The sequence below is a fragment of the Arthrobacter sp. MDT2-16 genome (genome assembly GCF_054510925.1).
In genome coordinates this window covers 81087-97852 of sequence record NZ_JBTNDP010000011.1, presented here as the reverse complement: position 1 = coordinate 97852, position 16766 = coordinate 81087, and the positions used below count along the sequence as shown (strand labels likewise).

Sequence of the window (16766 nt, the reverse complement as noted above, 5' to 3'; positions counted from 1 at the left end):
CACCTGGGAGCCCGGGGGCGCCGTGGTGGAGGACCGGCTCGGCGAGGACGTCATCGCGGAGCTCGAACGCCGGGGCCATGTCGTCACGCGCGCGGGGGACTGGTCGCTCGGAAGGCTGTCCTCGGTGACGAAGGACCACGGGACCGGCGTGCTCTCCGCGGCCGCCAACCCGCGAGGAGCACAGGGCTATGCTGCGGGACGCTGATGGCTGACCCGGCGCCGCAGCGCGTCCTCGACGCCATCCGGCGGGACATCATCCTCGGTGCCCTGCGGCCCGGCGCCCGCGTGACGGAGGCGGCGCTGTCCACCGCGTACGGTGTCTCGCGCGTGCCGGTGCGGGAGGCGCTGCGTGCGCTGGAGGCGGAGGGGTTCGTCGAGTCCAGGCCCTACGCCGGCTCCACCGTGGCGGAGATCCCGCTCGACGACGCCGAGGACCTCTTCGCCGTCCGCGGCATCATCGAGGCCACCATCGCCCGCCGCGCGGCCCGGCGGGCGGCGACGCACTCCGCCGGCCAGCCGCCCGGACGCGGGTGGTGGGAGGCGCGCAGGACCCTGGCCGGCGTCCTGGACGACGGCGATCGCGCCGTAGCGGCGGACGCCCTCGCGGACCTGCCCGAGCTGAACAACCGCTTCCATCTGGGCGTCGCGTCGCTCAGCGGCAGCGCGTCCCTCGCAGCCCTGCTGCGGCAGATCTCCGGCAAGATCGAGTGGCTCTACGCGGCCGACGTGGACAGCCGCGGCAGGCACTCGTGGGGCGAGCACCGCCTGATCCTCGGGGCGATCGACGCCGGGGACGAGGCCGAGGCCGAGCGCCTGATGGCCGGGCACGTGCTCTCCTCGCAGCGTGGCTACCTCGAGCGCTTCACCCCGGGCCCTACAGGAACGGACGCAGCGGCGCGATGATCGCCTCGCTGGCGCGGGCCACGAGGTGTCGGCTGTCCCATTCCTCCCGGGTCAGCACGCGGCTGTTGGAGGAGTCCACCTCGAAGATCCTCTCCATCGTGGCCGCGAGGTCGCGGTCGAAGATCTCGAAGTTGATCTCGTAGTTGCCGGTGAGGCTCAGACGGTCGATGTTGGCCGTGCCCACCGTGCTCCACTCGCCGTCGATCGTCGCGGTCTTCGCGTGGATCATCGAGTTCTGGTACAGCAGGATCTGCACGCCGGCGCCGATCAGCGAGGAGTAAAACCCGCGGGACAGCCAGTCGGAGACCACATGGTTGGAGTCCTCGGGGAGGATCACGCGGACGTCCACACCCCGGCGGCTCGCCCGCAGCAGGGCCTCGTGGATCTGCCGGTCGGGGATGAAGTACGCGGTGGTGATGAAGATGTGCTTCTGGGCACGATTGATCGCATCGAGGTACACGCCCCGGATGGGGAACACCAGGTTGGCCGGGATGTTGTTGACCGCGCGGATGCGGGGTTCCCAGAACGACGCGCTGAGGTCGGGCAGCTCCGGCCGGCGCGGGAAGCTGCGCAGGTTCCAGAGGCTGACGAACGCCTCGCGGAGCTCCCAGACCGACGGGCCGCGGAGCTCGAGGTGCGTGTCACGCCACTTCGTCGCGTAGAGCGAGCCGATGTTGTACCCGCCCACGAAGCCCACCTCGTCGTCGACCACGAGTACCTTGCGGTGGTCGAAGCCCGTGCCGCGGATGTTGGTGAAGATGATCGAGGGGCGGAGGACGGGGAAGCGGTAGACGTTGACGAGGGGGTGGAAGGAGTAGAAGAACGGGTTGACCACGAGGTTCGCGAAGCCGTCGTAGATGACGAAGACCTTCACGCCCCGCTCGGCGGCCCGGTTCACCGCATCGCGGAACCGTGCACCGACGTCGTCGCCCTTCCAGATGTACGTCTCGAGCAGCACCTGGTGCCGGGCGCCGTCGATGGCGGCGATCATCGCCTCGAAGAGGTCCTCACCGAACGTGTACACCGTGGTGTCCGTGGTGCCGATCCTGGTGGAGAAGGTCCCCGGCTGGGGGAAGCCGGGACGCCGGGTGCGCCGGCGCTTCTGGTAGGTGTCCACGCCCACGAGCCCGCCGATCACCACGGCCTGCGCCGCGACCACGGAGATCACCGCCCGCTTCACCGTGACGCGGGCGAATCCCATGACGGTCCGACGCTTGCTCCAGCTCATGAGCCCAGCGTATCGCCCCGTGTGCACCCGGCCGGCGACCCGTGCTGGTCCTAGTGGCGGCCCACCTCGGCGGCCTGGGCCACCGCTGAGTCCACGCCGGCGAGCCAGGGGAAACCGTGCCCCGGCAGGACCGTGCCCGCGGCGGTGGAGCGCAGCGCCTCGAGCGAGCGCAGGGCCGTGTCGAAGTCGGCGGTCGCGGCCATCGCCACGACCTGCGGTCCGGGGTGGCCCGTGTAGGGGTCGCGCGTCACGAGGGCGTCGCCGCTGATCACGGCATCGCGGTCCGGGAAGTGCAGGCCGCAGTGGCCCTTGGTGTGGCCCGGCGTCGGGACCAGCAGGGGTGCGCCGGGCAGGGCCGCGGCGGCCTCGGGCGTCAGCGGGAGCGTGTCCTCCACACCCTTGACGGCGACGGCGCCGGCGACGGCCATGTGCAGCAGGCCCGGGACGGACCGCGCGTGGCGCAGCGGGTAGACGAAGGGGGTCCGTTCCCGCTCGTAGCGGTAGGGGTGCGCCGCGATGAAGGCGTCGTCGGGGTGGCAGTACACGGGGATGCCGTAGCGCGAGCGCAGGTGCTCGGCGGTGCCCACGTGGTCGAAGTGCCCGTGCGTGAGGATCACGGCGCGGATGTCCTGCACGGACCGGCCGATCCGGCTGAGCGCCTCGAGCAGCAGGGTCTTGGACCGGGGCAGGCCCGTGTCCACCAGCAGCAGGCCGTCGTCGTCCTCGACGAGGTAGACGTTGGTCCTGGCGTGTTCGATGAAGTGGATCCCCGGGGCGATGTCCGTCCTGATCATGCCTCTCCCTGCGCTCGTGACCTGCACCGACCCTAGGCACCCGGAGTGCGCCGGGACAAGGGGCCGGGCGTACCTCCCGGCGGCTTCCCATCGGCATCGGGCACCGTTACGGTGGACGGTCACGGGGACAGGGATCGACGGCGTACCCCTCCGGGAGGCGCCGGCGGTCCCCGGAAGGCACGGATCCTCGATGGGCGTGAACCAGCAGGAGCAGCAGCGCCGTACGTGCGCGGAGTCGCCGCCCGCCCCGCGCGCCCCATACGGCTACACGGAGTAGCCCGAGGCCCAGGGGCGACGAACGGAGAGGTTGATCGAGGTACTCACTCGTCCCGACCGTGCACGGGCCTGGCATTCACCGGGGGTTCTCCGACCTCGTGGACGGTATGGCCGCCGCATGCCGTCCTGGTGACGCCGGCTCGCTCGATCCGCGACACGGCGAACCATCGGATCGCATCGCGCAGTCGGCACCACCCGACGAGGTACCACTGGCCGTTCCTGGAGGCGAACAGCACGGGTTCGACGTCGCGGGTGGTCGTGACCCCGTCTCCCGATGTGTAGCGGATGCGGATCACCCGCTGCTCGGCCATCGCCTCCTCCAGTGCCGACCTGATCACGCGCGACGTGGACGGGAGCGCGTCGACCCAGACGCGGCCGGCCAGCTCATCGGCTCGTGCACGGGTCCTGGGATCGAGGACGTCCAGGATCTTCCGGATCCCAGCTGCTGCCAGATCGCCATAGGGTGCATCGGGTGCAGCCGACACCGCCGCCAGGAGCGCGACGGCCTGCGCCGGGGACAGGCTCACGGGCGGCAGGGACGCGCCCGCGGCCAAGCCGTAGCCACCGCCAGGACCGGGCCGCGACCAAATAGGCGCGCCGCTGTTCTCGAGCGCGGCGAGGTCTCTCTTGACCGTGCGCACGGACACGCCGAACTCCCTGGCCAGCCGCTCGGCGGAGGAGCCCCGGGAGCCGCTGCGGCGCAGCATCTCGGACAGGGCATGGAGCCGTTCTGCTCGCTTCACCGTTCAGCACGCATCGAATTCATGACATGAATGGTGACACACAGCTGCCCGCAGCGCCCAGGAAGGTGGTGACATGACAACCACGACGAGCAGCCCGACCATTCTTCTCATCGCCGGCCACTGGCTGGGTGCCTGGGCATGGGATGAAGTCCTCGAACACCTCGGAACCGACCGCTCCCGGACAATCGCGATGACGCTCCCTGGTCTCGACGGAAACGATCCTGAGCGTGCGGCGCGGACTCTCGACGATCAAGCCGCAGCGGTCCTGGACGTCCTCGCCCGACTCGGAGTCCCGGAGGGTCGGACCGCGACTCTCGTCGCTCACAGTGGGGCGAATGCACCCGTCAGCCTCGTCCTCGACCGGCACCCCGAGCTTGTGGATCGGGTGGTCTGGATCGACTCCGGCCCTGTGGCGACGGGAAGCGTCGTCGCACCGGGCCTCCCCGAGGGATCGGAGGAGTTCCCGCTGCCACCCTTCGACGTCCTCGCCCAGCAGGCGAGTCTCGAGGGCCTGAGCGCAGAGGTTCTCGAGCGTTTCCGCGCCCGGGCCGTCCCTGAGCCCGGCCCCGTGCTCCGTCAGCCCGTCGAGCTCACGAACGATGCCCGCCGTAAGGTCCGGACCACCCTGGTGTGCTGCTCGATCCCGAGCGCGCAGGTGCTGGAGCTGGCCCATGCAGGCCATGCCGTGTTCGCCGAAGTCGCGCATCTCGAGCACCTCGACGTCATCGACCTCCCGACGGGGCACTGGCCGATGTGGAGCCGCCCCCGCGACCTCGCCGAGGCCATCCGGTCAGCGGCTTCTCGAACCGATTGAACTGCAGGGACGACCGGAAGGGAGCAGCCGGATCCGGCCAGGACACCTAGGCGTGCTCCGGCAGGGGCTCGATGAGGTCCGGTCCGTCGTTGCGCACCGAGCCCACGCGGCTACCGACCAGGCGCGGGACCAGCTCCGGGTCGGGGATGGCGTCGAGCAGTCCTTGGACGACCGGGCGGGTGTCGTTCCGCGGATCGAGCCAGTCCCCGCGCAGGTCCGGTGGCACGATCACGGGCGTGCGGTCATGGATCTCCCCGAGGGCGTCGCTCGCCGTCCGCGTGATGATGGTGCAGCTGACCACCCAGGATCCCTGCGGGTTCTCGCCGGACGCCGTCGAGGGGTCGCGCCAGAACTCGTACAGCCCGGCGAAGCCCAGGTGCGAGCCGTCGGGGCCGTGCAGGTAGATGGGGGTCTTGGACCCGTCCGCGTTCTTCCGCCACTCGTAGTACCCGTCAGCAGGGACGATCGCGCGGCGCTTGAGGGCGGCGGCCCGGAAGGACGGCTTCTCCAGCACGGTCTCGCTTCGGGCGTTGATCATGCGGGCGCCGACCGACGCCGACTTCGCCCACGACGGGATGAGGCCCCAGCGGGCGAGCTCGAGCCGCCGCGTCAGCTCCCCGGTCTCCGGGTCCACCCGCTCGACGACGATCTGCACGGTGCTGGTGGGAGCCACGTTCCACGAGGGTTCCACCTCGTCCTCGACGGACTCGTCCACCTCGAAGGCGTCGATGAGGTCAGCCTTGTTGCCGGCGATGACGAAGCGTCCGCACATGGGGCAGGGTCCTCCGGCTCCTACTTCTTCTTGCGGTCGAGCAGGAGCGACAGGGCGATCCCCAGCATCCAGCTGTCCTTCGCGGTGGCCACGCCGTCCTGGGTGGGGCGGATGCCGTCCTCCATGGTGAGCTCCGGGGTCCGCAGGTACATGGTCATCATCCCCGCCGAGAACGCGAGGAGGCCGAGGGCGGCGACCCTGCTCGGGACGAAGGGTGCCAGCAGGGCCGAGCCGAGGGTGATCTCGCAGGCCGCCAGGGCCTTGCCGAACTGCTGCGGCTCGAGCTGGCTGATCTGCGGGAAGGCCCTGGAGGCCATCGCCTGCAGGTAGGCCGCCGAGCCCTCGTCCAGGGCGGTCTTCCCCAGACCGGAGTTGAGGATGAACGCCCCCGTGGCGAGGCGGAGGGGGATGTGACTGAGGCGGAATCCCATGGTCGTGCCTTTCGGTGGGGGAACGTCGTCGCCTGTGAGCCTACGGCGCGTGGTGCCGCCCCGCCAGCCCCTCCGCCGGCGGGCCTGTTTCCTCAATGTTTCTCGACGTGCCGTGGCGCGTTCACGAAGTCCGCAGGAGCCCCTGATTGGATGGGGGCACGCCAGCGAAGTCCCATCAGCTATCGGAGTAGGTTCCATGGTCCCCCGGACAGCAGAACACCCTCGGCCGCAGCACTTCATCCTGCACATGAGCGACACCCACCTCCTCGCCGGCGACGGTCCGCTGTACGGCGCCGTGGACAGCGAACAGCGGCTCCGTGAGGTGTTCGACGATCTCGAGGCCTCCGGTGCGCGGCCGCAGGCTATCGTCTTCACCGGCGACCTCGCCGACAAGGGGGAGCCCGGGGCGTACGCGAAGCTCCGGGCGATCGTCGACCCGGCCGCCGCCCGGCTGGGCGCCGAGGTCATCTGGGCCATGGGCAACCACGACGACCGCGCCGCCTTCCGGGCCGGCCTGCTCGACGACCCTGCCGCGGACGGACCCCAGGCGCCGGTCGACGCCGTGCACTTCGTGGACGGGCTGAGGATCATCACCCTGGATTCCACCGTGCCGGGCCATCATCACGGGGAGTTCACGCCCGGGCAGCTCCACTGGCTCGCCCGCGAGCTGAGCGTCCCGGCTCCCCACGGGACCATCCTCGCCCTGCACCACCCGCCCGTGCCCAGCGTCCAGGACCTCGCGGTGCTCGTGGAGCTGCGCGACCAGCGCTCGCTCGCCGACGTCGTCCGCGGCTCCGACGTCCGCACCATCCTCGCCGGGCACCTGCACTACTCGACGACGGCGATGTTCGCCGGCGTGCCGGTCTCGGTGGCGAGCGCCACCTGCTACACGCAGGACCTGCTGTACGACGGCGGCGCCCGGGGACGGGACGGCGCGCAGTCCTACAACCTCGTGCACGTGTACGAGGAGACGATCGTGCACTCGGTGGTGCCGGCGGGCCGCCACGCGTCCGTGGGCGAGGTGGTGCCGCGCGAGGAGACCCGGCGCCGGCTCGAGGCCTCGGGGGTGACGATCGCGGACGGGCGTCACGCGCGAGCGCTCGCATCCGCCTGACAGGGGAAGGTCCCGGCAGGCTCAGGCGGTCAGGGCGTCCGGCAGGCCCACGCTGAACAGCGTCCGGGGGTCCTGCAGCAGCGCGGGCGGATCGAAGTCGGATCTGCGCAGCCAGCCGTGCAGGTCCGCCGGCCGCATCAGCCCGTCCTCGTGCATGAGGACGGGGCCCACCCGGCCGGTACGGAAGTGCTCGCCGTCGGGATCGGCGATCGCCACGGCGTCGCCGTCGGCCACGGCCTCCTCGAACACGTGGAGCTGCCGCTCCCACTTCGGTGCCGCCTTGCCACCGGGCGGCTCGGGCGGCATGAGCAGCACCGCGTCCCCCGCGGGAGGGTGGGACGCGGCCCGCCACACCCACAGGCGCCGACCCGTCGGCTCCGTGGGGATCCGCTCCTGCTCGGGTTCCGGCCAGTAGTAGGGGAGGTCCTCGGGGGTTCCGGGGAACCTGCTGCGGTAGATCTCCGGCGCCTTCTGGATCAGGTTGGACCGGTGGCTCACATGGAACTCGGGCTTCCCCAGCCACGGCGGCATGGGCACGTCCGGGTCATCGAGCACGTGCGGGGCGAACTCCAGGATCTGCCGATGCGTCGAGTCGGCGTGGCCGCGTGACACCCACTCGGAGACCATCGCCAGGCCGTACACGGTCAGGGCCGGGACGTAGCCCATCCACATCCGGATGGCCGGGTGCTGCCGCCACCCGTAGTCGGGAATCACGAGGGCGCGCAGGGCCTGCAGGGTCTCGACGCGCTGCTTGCCCAGCCGCGCCTGGTCGAGCACGCGGGCACTGGCCGCGAAGTCGGGGTACGGCAGGAAGGTCTGCATGGCGCCAGTCTTGCACGCGGCGCCGACGCGCCACGGGGCGCCCTAAACCTCCCAGGGAGCCTTGACCGGGAAGTACTTCTCGAGGAAGTCCGTCACGAGCCGCGCCCGCTCGTCCGCCGGGACCTCGGGGAAGCTGCCGTCGTTGAGGCAGAAGAAGTCCTGGTTGCGCTTGTCGAGCATCTTGTTGAGACTCTTGAGCCCCGAGCGCATGGTGGTGTCCACGTACTTCACGCGGGCCATCTCCTGCGTCACGGCCCGACCGGTCAGCAGCGCGTAGTAGTGGTAGAGCGAGTTGGTGACGGAGATGTTGTCCTTCGCACGGAAGCGCGATGCCGCGGTGGCCTGGAACTCCGCGGCGAACTCCGCCTCCATCTCGTGCAGGACGCTCTTGCGCAGGGGAGCGGCGGTGTGTTCGAGGTGCCTCGTGGTGATGCGGCCGAAGCGCTCGTGCAGCAGGCGCCGGTTGACGCGGGCCGCGTTCTCGAACCCGCTGCGCTCGGCGTCGTTCTCGCCGAGCCCGATACGCGTGTCCGCCTGGATGAACTTGGTGATCCCGCCGGGGGAGAAGAACATGTCGGGTGCCACGGGGCGCCCGAAGAACATGTCGTCGTTGGAGTAGAGGAAGTACTCGGACAGGCCCGGGATGTGCTGCAGCTGGGACTCGACGGCCTGCGAGTTGTGCGTCGGCAGGACGGAGGGGTCCCTGAAGTGCTCCTCCGAGCGCACGAGCGTCACGGAGGGGTGCTCGGCGAGCCAGGCGGGCCGGTCGGAGTCGGTGGCGATGAAGATGCGGCGCACCCACGGCGCGAACATGTAGACCGAGCGCAGCGCGTACTTGAGCTCGTCGATCTGGCGGAAGCGGGCCTCGTGGTCGTCACCCTCACCCACGACGACGCCCTGCATGCGGGCCGCCCGGGCCGCCTGGAACTCGGGGCTGCTGCCGTCCACCCAGGAGAAGACGAGGTCGATCTCGAAGTCGATGTCCGTCGCGTGGTCCGCGAACATGTTGTCGATGGTGGGCCAGACGAGGCCGTGGCGCTTGACCTCGCCACGCACCACCTCGGCGGCAGGCAGGGTGCGGCGCGTCAGGGAGTTCTCGACGGGCAGTTCGATCGCCGTCTCGCCGAGGGTCCAGAGCTCGATCTGCACGCCGGCGGACGGACCGTAGGCCAGACCCCCGAGGGGTTCGATGCGCGGGCGGAACAGGCGGAAGATACGCGCGTTCCTGCTCTTGGAGAGCTCGCCGTCGCCGACCAGGAGTGTGGTGCGGCGCTTGGTGTCGACCGTCCGGGAGTAGAAGGGCTCGTCACGGCAGGCCTCGACGAGCGCGGCGCGCAACCTGCCGCGGTCGGCGAGGTCGACGGCGATGACGGGCCGCTCGTCGTTGCCGCGCACCAGGAGGAACTCGATGCCCGCACGATCGAGGGCCTCGCGGATGAAGAGCAGGTCCTCCACCATGGCCTGATGCGGGGTGCGGTCCTGGTTGATGAGGGTGAAGCGCCGCTTGACCGTGGTGATGTCGGAGCGGCCGTCGAACCGGGCTACCGCCGCCCGGGACGCCGACTCGAGGATCTCGGCCTCGTTCTCCGGCTCCGGCGCGCCGAAGTAGACGTCGTGTTGGGCAGCCGTGTCTGTAATCGGAACCTCCGGAGGTGGGTGGGATTGCTCCCATGATAGGGCCTGCCGGGCGGCACAGGTGCGATCGCGCACCCTACCGCCTTCCGGTGCCGCGGTCCAGAGCCCTGGCCGGTCGGTTCAGGATTGCGGCGGGACCTGACGCACGCCCGAGGCCACCTCGGCCCGGCGCGCCTGTACCGCGATGGCCTTCGCGTAGTAGGCGACGAGCTGCTCGCACAGCACCGGCCAGGTGCGCCCCTGCACCGAGGCATGGGCGGCGCGGCCGAACGCGCGGCGCTTGGCGTCGTCGCCGGCCAGGTCCGCGACGGCTGCACGCAGTCCCTCGAGGTCGCCGGGCTCGTAGAGCCATCCCGTCCGCGAGGAGTCCACGAGGTCCAGGGGCCCGCCCCGGCCGACGGCGACCACGGGGACCCCGGAGGCCATGGCCTCCTGGATGGTCTGGCAGAACGTCTCGGACTCGCCCGGATGCACGAAGACGTCGAACGTCGCGACCATGCGCGCGAGGTCCAGCCCGGTCTGGAAGCCCGCGAAGTGCGCCCGGGGCAACCGTGTGCGCAGGCTCTCCTTCTGCGGGCCCGAGCCGATGATCACGAGCCGCGTCCCCGGGAGGGCATCGAGGACGGCGAGGTCCTCGACCTGCTTCTCCGCCGCCAGGCGGCCCACGTAGCCGATGATGCGCTCGCCGGGCTCCGCGACGGTGGCCCGCCAGCCCCCGTCGTACCGGGTGGGGGAGAAGCGTGACGTGTCCACGCCCCGACGCCACAGGTTGAGCCGCTGGATGCCGTGGGAGCGCAGCTGCGCCAGGGCGAAGGAGGAGGGAACCAGCGTGAGCGTCGAGGCGTCGTGGATGTTCTCCACGCGCTGCCACAGCAGGGACTCCAGCCAGGGGAACCCGTAGCGGGAGGCGTACGCGGGCACCTCCGTCTGGTAGACGGACACCGTGGGGACACCGAGCTGGGCGGAGGCCTGCACGGCCCGCCAGCCGAGCACGAACGGGGAGGCGATGTGGACGACGTCGGGTTCGAACTCCGCGAGGATCCGGCGCACGCGGGCCACGGTCCCCGCGGCCAGGCGCACGGAGGAGTAGCCGGAGAGCGGCATGGACGGCAGGCAGTGGACGGGGAAGCCCTCCACCGAGGCGGGCGCCTCGTCGTCGAGCCAGGACGACGACGGCGCGATCACCAGCACCTCATCCCCGCGGCTGCGCAGATGCGCGAGCACCTTGAGCAGCGAGTGGGTGACCCCGTTCATGTGGGGCAGGAAAGATTCTGCGACTACGGCGATCCTCACCCCTCAACCGTCGCGCGCGGAGGCGGAGAGCGGGCCACCACCGCATGGCACCCGGGTGAACGGCGGGAGAACTCGCTGCCGGCCGCGGCTACTCCTGCCCGCTGTGCCCGCCCTGTCCGCTGTGGGAACCGTGGGCGAGCTGCCGGGTCAGGGTGTCGATCTGCAGGCTGACGCTCCTCAGCTGGTCCTGGACCTGACTCTCCGATCCCGCCCCGGCCGCCTGCTCCTCCGCCGCACGCGCCGTCGCCACGTTCTCCACGAGCCAGGAGGCGAACGCCGCCGTGACCGCGCTGAGCACCCCGATCCCGCCGAGCATGAGGCCGGCCGCCACGAGCCGTCCGGCTGCGGTGACGGGGTAGTAGTCGCCGTAGCCCACCGAGGTGACGGTGGTCAGGGCCCACCAGAGGGCGTCCGGGAGGGTGAGGATGGTGGCGTCCGGGGCGTCCTGTTCGACGTCGAGCACTGCGAGCGCCCCGGCATAGCCGAGCACCGTCATGGCCGAGATTACGTAGAGGACGATGTGCCCGCGCAGGGCGTCCCCGCCGGACCGGTTGAGGACGCGCAGCAGGGGGATGAGCCGCAGCAGCCGGAGCGGGCGCAGCATGGGCAGCAGGAGGATGACGAGTTCGTGCAGGTGCCGGACGAACCAGCGGCCCCGGGCCGGCGCCAGCACCAGGCTCACGAGGTAGTCGAGGAGGAAGAGCGCCCACACGGCCCAGATGACGGCCTCGAGGAGCCGGGCCGTCATCGGATCGGGTTCGCTCGTGACCTGGACCGAGTACGCCGCGAGGTACACGACGGCGGCGACCATGAGCGGTATCTCGGAGCGGCGGCGCCACTGCGCCTGCTTCGTCGGCTCCATGGGCTCCATCGGCACGTCCGTATCTTCCGTAGGCTTCCTGGTCCGGCGGGCCCCGGATTTCATAAGCCTACGTACTATCGCGCGTCGGCGCAGGCCGCATGCCCGACCGCTCAGTACTCGCGGTAGAGCTCGCCCACGGGGACGTCGCCGGCGAGCCGGTTGTCGGGCCCGGGCAGGGGGCACGCCCACGCCTCGTCGTAGGCGCAGGACGGGTTGTACGCGAAGTTGAGATCCACCACGAGGCTGCCGGGCGCGCGCCCCTCGCCGAGGTGCGCACCCTTGACGGTGTCCAGGACGTAGCGGCCGCCGCCGTAGGTGCCGCCCGGTGTTCCCGCCGAGCCGTCCCTCAGCGGCAGGAAGAGGCCGCCGCCGTAGGAGGCGAGCTTCCACAGCGCGAGCTTCCCGAGTCCCGGCAGCGCGAGGGTGCCCAGGCGCCGGAACGGCACGACGCCGTCGGTCCCGGTCTCGACATCCATCACCTGGCCCGCGCCGTCGTCGTCCAGCAGCGCCTCGAAGCGGAAGGCCGGATCGTAGGGGGCGACGGCGAGTCCGGGGAAGGACGCCTTCGCGCGGTCGGCGAGCGCCGACGCGGGGTGGGTGCGGAAGAGTTCGTCGCGGCCGCGCCGCCACAGACCGTGGGCGGCTTCGGGCGACTCCGCGGCGGCGGACCCGCGCACGTCGTCGTAGAGGCCGAAGACGCGCCGGCGCCAGTCAGCCGTGGCTAGGGCGGTGGTGAGGGCCGTCATGGAGTCAGGCTACCTCCGGCGCGCGTCCTCCCGCAGGACGGGCAGGACGGGCAGGACGCGCTGGTTGCCCCGGCGTACTGTAGCGGGGTGACCCTCGGCATCTTCTGCATCGTGCTGGCCTCCATCCTCGTGGGGGCCGTCGCGCAGCGTATCGCGGGCCTCGGGTTCGCGCTGCTGATCGCGCCGTTCCTCGTGATCATCCTCGGCCCCCACGCCGGCGTGCTGCTCGTGAACATCTGCGGCGTGGTGTCCTCGGCCATCATCGTGGGCCGCGTGTGGAAGGACATCGACTGGAGCGCGTTCCGCTGGCTCGTGGTGCCCTCGGTCTTCGGCTCCATCCCCGGATCCTTCCTCGCCGTGGTGGTGCCGTCAGCGCCCCTGTCGGTGACGGTCGGCGGCATCGTCCTCGTGGCCCTGACCGTCTCCCTCGTGCTCCAGCGGTCCGACGTCGTGGTGCGTGGCAACCCGCCGAAGGTGATCGCGGGCTTCACCGCGGGTCTCACCAATTCCATGGCAGGGGTGGGCGGCCCGGCGGTCAGCGCGTACGCCGTACTGTCCCGCTGGCCGCAACGCCCGTTCGCCGCGACCCTCCAGCCGTTCTTCGTCTGCATCGGTCTCGTGACGCTGGTGGCCAAGCTGCTCCTCGACCCGTCCCAGGCCCCGGTCCTCGCGCCATGGATGTGGATCGCGATCGGGCTGGCCATCGTCGCCGGCATCTACGCGGGTGAGAAGCTCGGCCGGTTTGTCCGCGACGACCAGGCGCGGCTGTTCGTCATCGTGATCGCGTTCGTCGGCGCGACGTTCGCCGTCGTGAAGGGTGTGCTCGACCTCCTGGGGTGACGCGCGCCACGGCACACCGACGGCCCGCGCGTCCGCGTCGCTCGGTTCCCGCGGCCGCCGCCGGTGGCACCATGGAAGGGATGAAACTCCCCACCAAACCCCGTGCCCTTCCCATGCCCCTGTGGCTGCAGGGGGTGTTCGAACTCGGCCAGGCCGCCCTGATCTCGGCGCTGCTCGTGGTCCTGCCGGTCGCGGCGGTCTGGCTCACAGGCGGCTTCGCGGACGGCTCGCCGGAATCGGCGGCCCGGCTCGCCGGTCAGGGGTGGCTCGTCATGCACGGGGTCCCGGTGGCGCACGGCACGGGCCTGCTGCACGGGATCCCGCTCGGGCTGATCCTCGTCCCGCTGCTGCTCGCGTGGCGTGCGGGCAGGCGCCTCGCGCGCGCCTCCTACACCGACCAGCTGTGGCAGGCCCTGCTCGGAGCCCTGCTCACCTACGCGCTGATCGGCGCGGCCGTCGCCTACCTCTCCGCGGGCCCCGATACCGCGGCGCCCCTCGTGGCGGGGGCGCTGATCCCCCCGGTCTCGGCCGGCATCGGGCTCATCACCGGCGCCTACCGGGAGGCAGGGGCCTGGAGCCGCCTGGTCGGGGTGGACTTCGCCGCCTGGGTGGGCCGTACGAGCCAGCACTCCCGCTGGGCTGGGTCCTACGCGTGGTCGATCCTCCGCTCGGGCTTCCTCGCCGTGATGGTGGCCCTGTGCCTCTCGGCCGCGCTGCTCGCCGTGGCGATCGGGCTCAACTGGGCCGGCATCAGTGCGATCTACGAGCGGATCGACGGCGGGATCGCCGGTGCCTCCGTGGTGACCCTGCTCCAGCTCGGATTCCTGCCCAATCTCGCGGTCTGGACCATGGCCTGGTCCACGGGCGCCGGTTTCGCGCTCGGCACGGGCAGTTCCCTGACTCCGCTGGCCAGCACCGTGGGCCCCCTGCCCGCCCTGCCCCTCCTCGGTGCCCTGCCAGCCGGCACGCTCGAGTACGGCTACGCCGCGCTGGCCATCCCCGTCCTCGCCGGGCTCCTCGCCGGCTGGTGGTTCTTCCGCGAGGGGGAGAACCACTTCGACGAGTGGCTCGTCCTGCACAGCCCGCGGCGGTGGCTCACCTCGACGGCGTCGACGCTCGCGCTCGCGGGGCTGATCGGCATCACCGCGGGTCTCGCCGGCGCCGCCGTCGCCCTCGTCTCGCGTGCCTCGCTGGGCCTGGGCCGGTTCACCGACCTCGGGCCGGACCCACTCGCGGTGGGGCTGTGGCTGGCCGCCGAGGTAGCCGTAGGGGCACTCCTCGGGCACGCCGTCGGACCGCTGATCGAGCGGGAGCCGCGCCGCCGCTGAGCAGCGGCCCGACCGGATCAGCCGCCCAGTCCCTCCAGCTGCCGGAGCCCCTCCTCGCACTCGCCCTGCGCCTGCAGGGTCAGGGCGCGGGACATGCAGTCCTCGTAGGTCCGGGTGACGCCCCAGAGCAGCACCGACGCGGCGGTGCCCGTCACGAGGAAGAGCGTCGCCGCGAGGCCCAGTGCGGTGGCGAGCAGCACGAGCCGGGGGAGCTTCGCGCCGATCGCCTTCACGAGCGCGACGACGCCGGCCGCCAGCGCGAGGAGCCCCAGCACGAGCGTGAGCACCTTCCACGGCAGCACCAGGCTGCTCGTCAGCAGGGCGAAGAGCAGCCCCAGCAGGAACAGGCGCAGCCACGTACGCGCCGAGGCGGCCCGCGCGGCGGTGTCATCCGGCCCGTTCCGCCCGGTCCCGGCGGTGGCCGGCCCACCCCGTCCGGCGCCCTGCTGGCTCATCGCTTCTCCTTCGGCATGGTTCAACCCTAGGCGAGGAGCGACCTAAGGTGGATTCATGCGCATCGTAGTACTCGTGTCCGGGACCGGGTCCAACCTCCAGGCCGTCATGGACGCCGTCGCCGACGGCACCCTGCCCCTGACCATCGCCGCCGTCGGTGCGGACCGCCCCGGCACCGGAGGGGTGCGGCGCGCGGCCGAGGCCGGCATTCCCACCTTCGAGGTGGACTTCCGGCAGTACCCGGACCGGGCCGTGTGGAACGCAGCGCTGACCGACGCCGTCGCCGCCCACGAGCCGGACTGGGTGGTGTCCTCCGGCTTCATGCGCATCGTCGACCAGCACTTCCTCGACCGCTTCCCCGGCCGCTACCTCAACACCCATCCGGCGCTGCTGCCGAGCTTCCCCGGCGCCCACGGCGTCCGCGACGCCCTGGCCCACGGCGTGAAGGTCACCGGCTGCACCGTGATGATCGCCGACGCCGGCGTGGACACCGGGCCCATCCTCGCCCAGGCCCCGGTCGTCGTCCTGCCCGGAGACACCGAGGAGACCCTGCACGAACGCATCAAGGTCGAGGAACGCCGGCTGCTGATCGAGACCCTCGCGGGGCTCGCGTCGGCGGATGCCGGCACCGGGTCCAGGGCCGACGGCACACGGGCGGGTGCCTGACGTGCCCCTCGTGGCGAACGCCGTCTATGTCGACGGCAAGAAGCGCATCAACCCCGAGAACCTGGACCGGACGTTCGAACTCATGCGTGAGAGCGGCGGTATGGGCTGGATCGGCCTGTACCGGCCCGACCACGCGGAGCTCGGCGCCGTCGAGACGGAGTTCGGGCTGCACCCCCTCGCCGTCGAGGACGCCACGAACGGGCACCAGCGCGCGAAGCTCGAGCGGTACGGAGACACCCTCTTCGTGGTGCTGCGGCCCGCCCGCTATGTCGACGTCGAGGAGAAGGTGGAGTTCGGCGAGGTCCACATCTTCATCGGGCACGACTTCGTGGTGACCATCCGGCACGCGGAGTCGCCCGACCTCGGGATCGTACGGCGCAGGCTCGAGGCAGACCCCGCGCTGCTCTGCACCGGGCCGCAGGCCGTGCTCTACGCCCTGCTGGACCAGGTGGTGGACGAGTACGGTCCCGTGGTGCGGGGCCTCGAGAACGACATCGACGAGATCGAGGACGAGCTGTTCAGCGGCGCCCCCGACGTCTCGCGGCGGATCTACGAACTGCACCGCGAGGTCATCGAGTTCCAGCGCGCCACGCACCCCCTGGAAGCCATGATGGACGACCTCCTGCGCGGCTCCGAGAAGTACCGGATGGATCCCGAGCTGTCCCGGAACCTCCGCGACGTGCAGGACCACGTGATCCGCGTCGTCGAGCGCGTCAATACGTTCCGCACCCTGCTGGAGAACGCCCTGACGGTGCACGCGACGCTCGTGGCACAGCGGCAGAACGAGGAGATGACGCGGCTCACCGAGACATCGCTGACGCAGGGCGAGGAGGTCAAGCGCATCTCCTCCTGGGCGGCGATCCTCTTCGCACCGACCCTGATCGCCTCGATCTACGGCATGAACTTCGACGCCATGCCGGAGCTGCACTGGCACCTCGGGTACCCGTTCGCCCTGTTCCTCATGGTCGGCATGGGGTTCGGTCTGTACCTGGCGTTCAAGCGCAAGGGCTGGCTGTAGGGCGCGCCCGACACGACGGCGGCCGGGG

At 71.2% G+C, this 16766-nt stretch carries 18 protein-coding genes and 1 pseudogene; 8 read left to right on the top strand and 11 right to left on the bottom strand.

Annotation, left to right across the window (positions count from 1 at the left end; translation table 11 throughout):
• Nucleotides 1-205, top strand: a pseudogene (locus ACX80N_RS16395) (transferase); the annotation flags it as partial.
• The gene (locus ACX80N_RS16390; RefSeq protein WP_459340211.1) at nucleotides 205-903 is read left to right on the top strand and encodes a GntR family transcriptional regulator; all 699 of its coding nucleotides are present in this window, start codon (nucleotides 205-207) and stop codon (nucleotides 901-903) included. The pseudogene ACX80N_RS16395 and the gene ACX80N_RS16390, both read left to right, overlap by 1 nt.
• On the opposite strand, the gene ACX80N_RS16385 is transcribed toward ACX80N_RS16390, so the two are convergent.
• From ACX80N_RS16385 to ACX80N_RS16375, 3 genes are all read right to left on the bottom strand, one after another.
• Entirely contained in the window at nucleotides 875-2131 is a 1257-nt protein-coding gene (locus ACX80N_RS16385; RefSeq protein WP_459340210.1) for a phospholipase D-like domain-containing protein, read from the bottom strand. The two genes, ACX80N_RS16390 and ACX80N_RS16385, sit on opposite strands and share 29 nt — an antisense overlap.
• Nucleotides 2132-2181: 50 nt before the next feature.
• Nucleotides 2182-2925, bottom strand: a complete 744-nt coding sequence (locus tag ACX80N_RS16380) for an MBL fold metallo-hydrolase (RefSeq protein WP_459340209.1) — start codon at nucleotides 2923-2925, stop codon at nucleotides 2182-2184.
• A gap of 320 nt (nucleotides 2926-3245) precedes the next feature.
• Nucleotides 3246-3944 carry a helix-turn-helix transcriptional regulator gene (locus tag ACX80N_RS16375; protein WP_459340208.1) on the bottom strand — a complete coding sequence of 233 codons (699 nt, stop codon included), beginning with the start codon at nucleotides 3942-3944 and terminating at the stop codon, nucleotides 3246-3248.
• A 73-nt stretch (nucleotides 3945-4017) separates the two neighbouring features.
• On the opposite strand from ACX80N_RS16375, the gene ACX80N_RS16370 reads away from it, so the two are divergent.
• A complete protein-coding gene (locus ACX80N_RS16370; protein WP_459340207.1) occupies nucleotides 4018-4758 on the top strand; it encodes an alpha/beta fold hydrolase in 741 nt (246 codons plus the stop codon).
• A gap of 46 nt (nucleotides 4759-4804) precedes the next feature.
• Here ACX80N_RS16370 and ACX80N_RS16365 read toward each other — a convergent pair whose 3' ends face one another.
• Together ACX80N_RS16365 and ACX80N_RS16360 are read right to left on the bottom strand one after the other, a co-directional pair.
• Nucleotides 4805-5530 (bottom strand): SOS response-associated peptidase, encoded by a 726-nt coding sequence (locus ACX80N_RS16365; RefSeq protein ID WP_459340206.1) that lies wholly within the window; start codon nucleotides 5528-5530, stop codon nucleotides 4805-4807.
• Between the two features lie 20 nt (nucleotides 5531-5550).
• Complete coding sequence (locus ACX80N_RS16360) at nucleotides 5551-5961, bottom strand: DoxX family membrane protein (protein ID WP_105031041.1); 411 nt, start codon at nucleotides 5959-5961, stop codon at nucleotides 5551-5553.
• 247 nt (nucleotides 5962-6208) lie between these two features.
• On the opposite strand from ACX80N_RS16360, the gene ACX80N_RS16355 reads away from it, so the two are divergent.
• The gene (locus ACX80N_RS16355) at nucleotides 6209-7075 is read left to right on the top strand and encodes a phosphodiesterase (RefSeq protein WP_459340205.1); all 867 of its coding nucleotides are present in this window, start codon (nucleotides 6209-6211) and stop codon (nucleotides 7073-7075) included.
• Nucleotides 7076-7096: 21 nt separating this feature from the next.
• Here ACX80N_RS16355 and ACX80N_RS16350 read toward each other — a convergent pair whose 3' ends face one another.
• The 5 genes from ACX80N_RS16350 to ACX80N_RS16330 all read right to left on the bottom strand — a co-directional run bounded on the left by ACX80N_RS16350 (nucleotide 7097) and on the right by ACX80N_RS16330 (nucleotide 12433).
• Nucleotides 7097-7897 (bottom strand): MSMEG_6728 family protein, encoded by an 801-nt coding sequence (locus ACX80N_RS16350; protein ID WP_459340204.1) that lies wholly within the window; start codon nucleotides 7895-7897, stop codon nucleotides 7097-7099.
• 42 nt (nucleotides 7898-7939) lie between these two features.
• On the bottom strand, nucleotides 7940-9355 hold the full coding sequence (locus ACX80N_RS16345) for a stealth family protein (protein ID WP_459340216.1): 1416 nt from the start codon (nucleotides 9353-9355) through the stop codon (nucleotides 7940-7942).
• Nucleotides 9356-9652: 297 nt separating this feature from the next.
• Entirely contained in the window at nucleotides 9653-10825 is a 1173-nt protein-coding gene (locus ACX80N_RS16340) for a glycosyltransferase family 4 protein (RefSeq protein WP_459340203.1), read from the bottom strand.
• A gap of 88 nt (nucleotides 10826-10913) precedes the next feature.
• Entirely contained in the window at nucleotides 10914-11696 is a 783-nt protein-coding gene (locus tag ACX80N_RS16335; RefSeq protein WP_105031037.1) for a potassium channel family protein, read from the bottom strand.
• Between the two features lie 101 nt (nucleotides 11697-11797).
• Nucleotides 11798-12433 (bottom strand): DUF1684 domain-containing protein, encoded by a 636-nt coding sequence (locus tag ACX80N_RS16330; protein ID WP_459340202.1) that lies wholly within the window; start codon nucleotides 12431-12433, stop codon nucleotides 11798-11800.
• An 87-nt stretch (nucleotides 12434-12520) separates the two neighbouring features.
• Here ACX80N_RS16330 and ACX80N_RS16325 point away from each other — a divergent pair, with 87 nt between their 5' ends.
• Together ACX80N_RS16325 and ACX80N_RS16320 are read left to right on the top strand one after the other, a co-directional pair.
• Nucleotides 12521-13273, top strand: coding sequence for a sulfite exporter TauE/SafE family protein (locus tag ACX80N_RS16325; RefSeq protein ID WP_105031035.1), 753 nt, complete (start codon nucleotides 12521-12523; stop codon nucleotides 13271-13273).
• Nucleotides 13274-13353: 80 nt separating this feature from the next.
• On the top strand, nucleotides 13354-14601 hold the full coding sequence (locus ACX80N_RS16320; RefSeq protein WP_459340201.1) for a cell division protein PerM: 1248 nt from the start codon (nucleotides 13354-13356) through the stop codon (nucleotides 14599-14601).
• A gap of 17 nt (nucleotides 14602-14618) precedes the next feature.
• On the opposite strand, the gene ACX80N_RS16315 is transcribed toward ACX80N_RS16320, so the two are convergent.
• Nucleotides 14619-15056, bottom strand: coding sequence for a hypothetical protein (locus ACX80N_RS16315; protein WP_459340200.1), 438 nt, complete (start codon nucleotides 15054-15056; stop codon nucleotides 14619-14621).
• Nucleotides 15057-15111: 55 nt separating this feature from the next.
• Between ACX80N_RS16315 and purN the strand changes: the two genes are divergently transcribed.
• Nucleotides 15112-15720, top strand: a complete 609-nt coding sequence (gene purN, locus ACX80N_RS16310) for a phosphoribosylglycinamide formyltransferase (protein WP_459340199.1) — start codon at nucleotides 15112-15114, stop codon at nucleotides 15718-15720.
• Nucleotides 15674-16738 carry a magnesium/cobalt transporter CorA gene (gene corA / locus ACX80N_RS16305; protein WP_420808210.1) on the top strand — a complete coding sequence of 355 codons (1065 nt, stop codon included), beginning with the start codon at nucleotides 15674-15676 and terminating at the stop codon, nucleotides 16736-16738. Before purN ends, corA begins: the two co-directional genes overlap by 47 nt.
• Nucleotides 16739-16766: the final 28 nt, after the last annotated feature.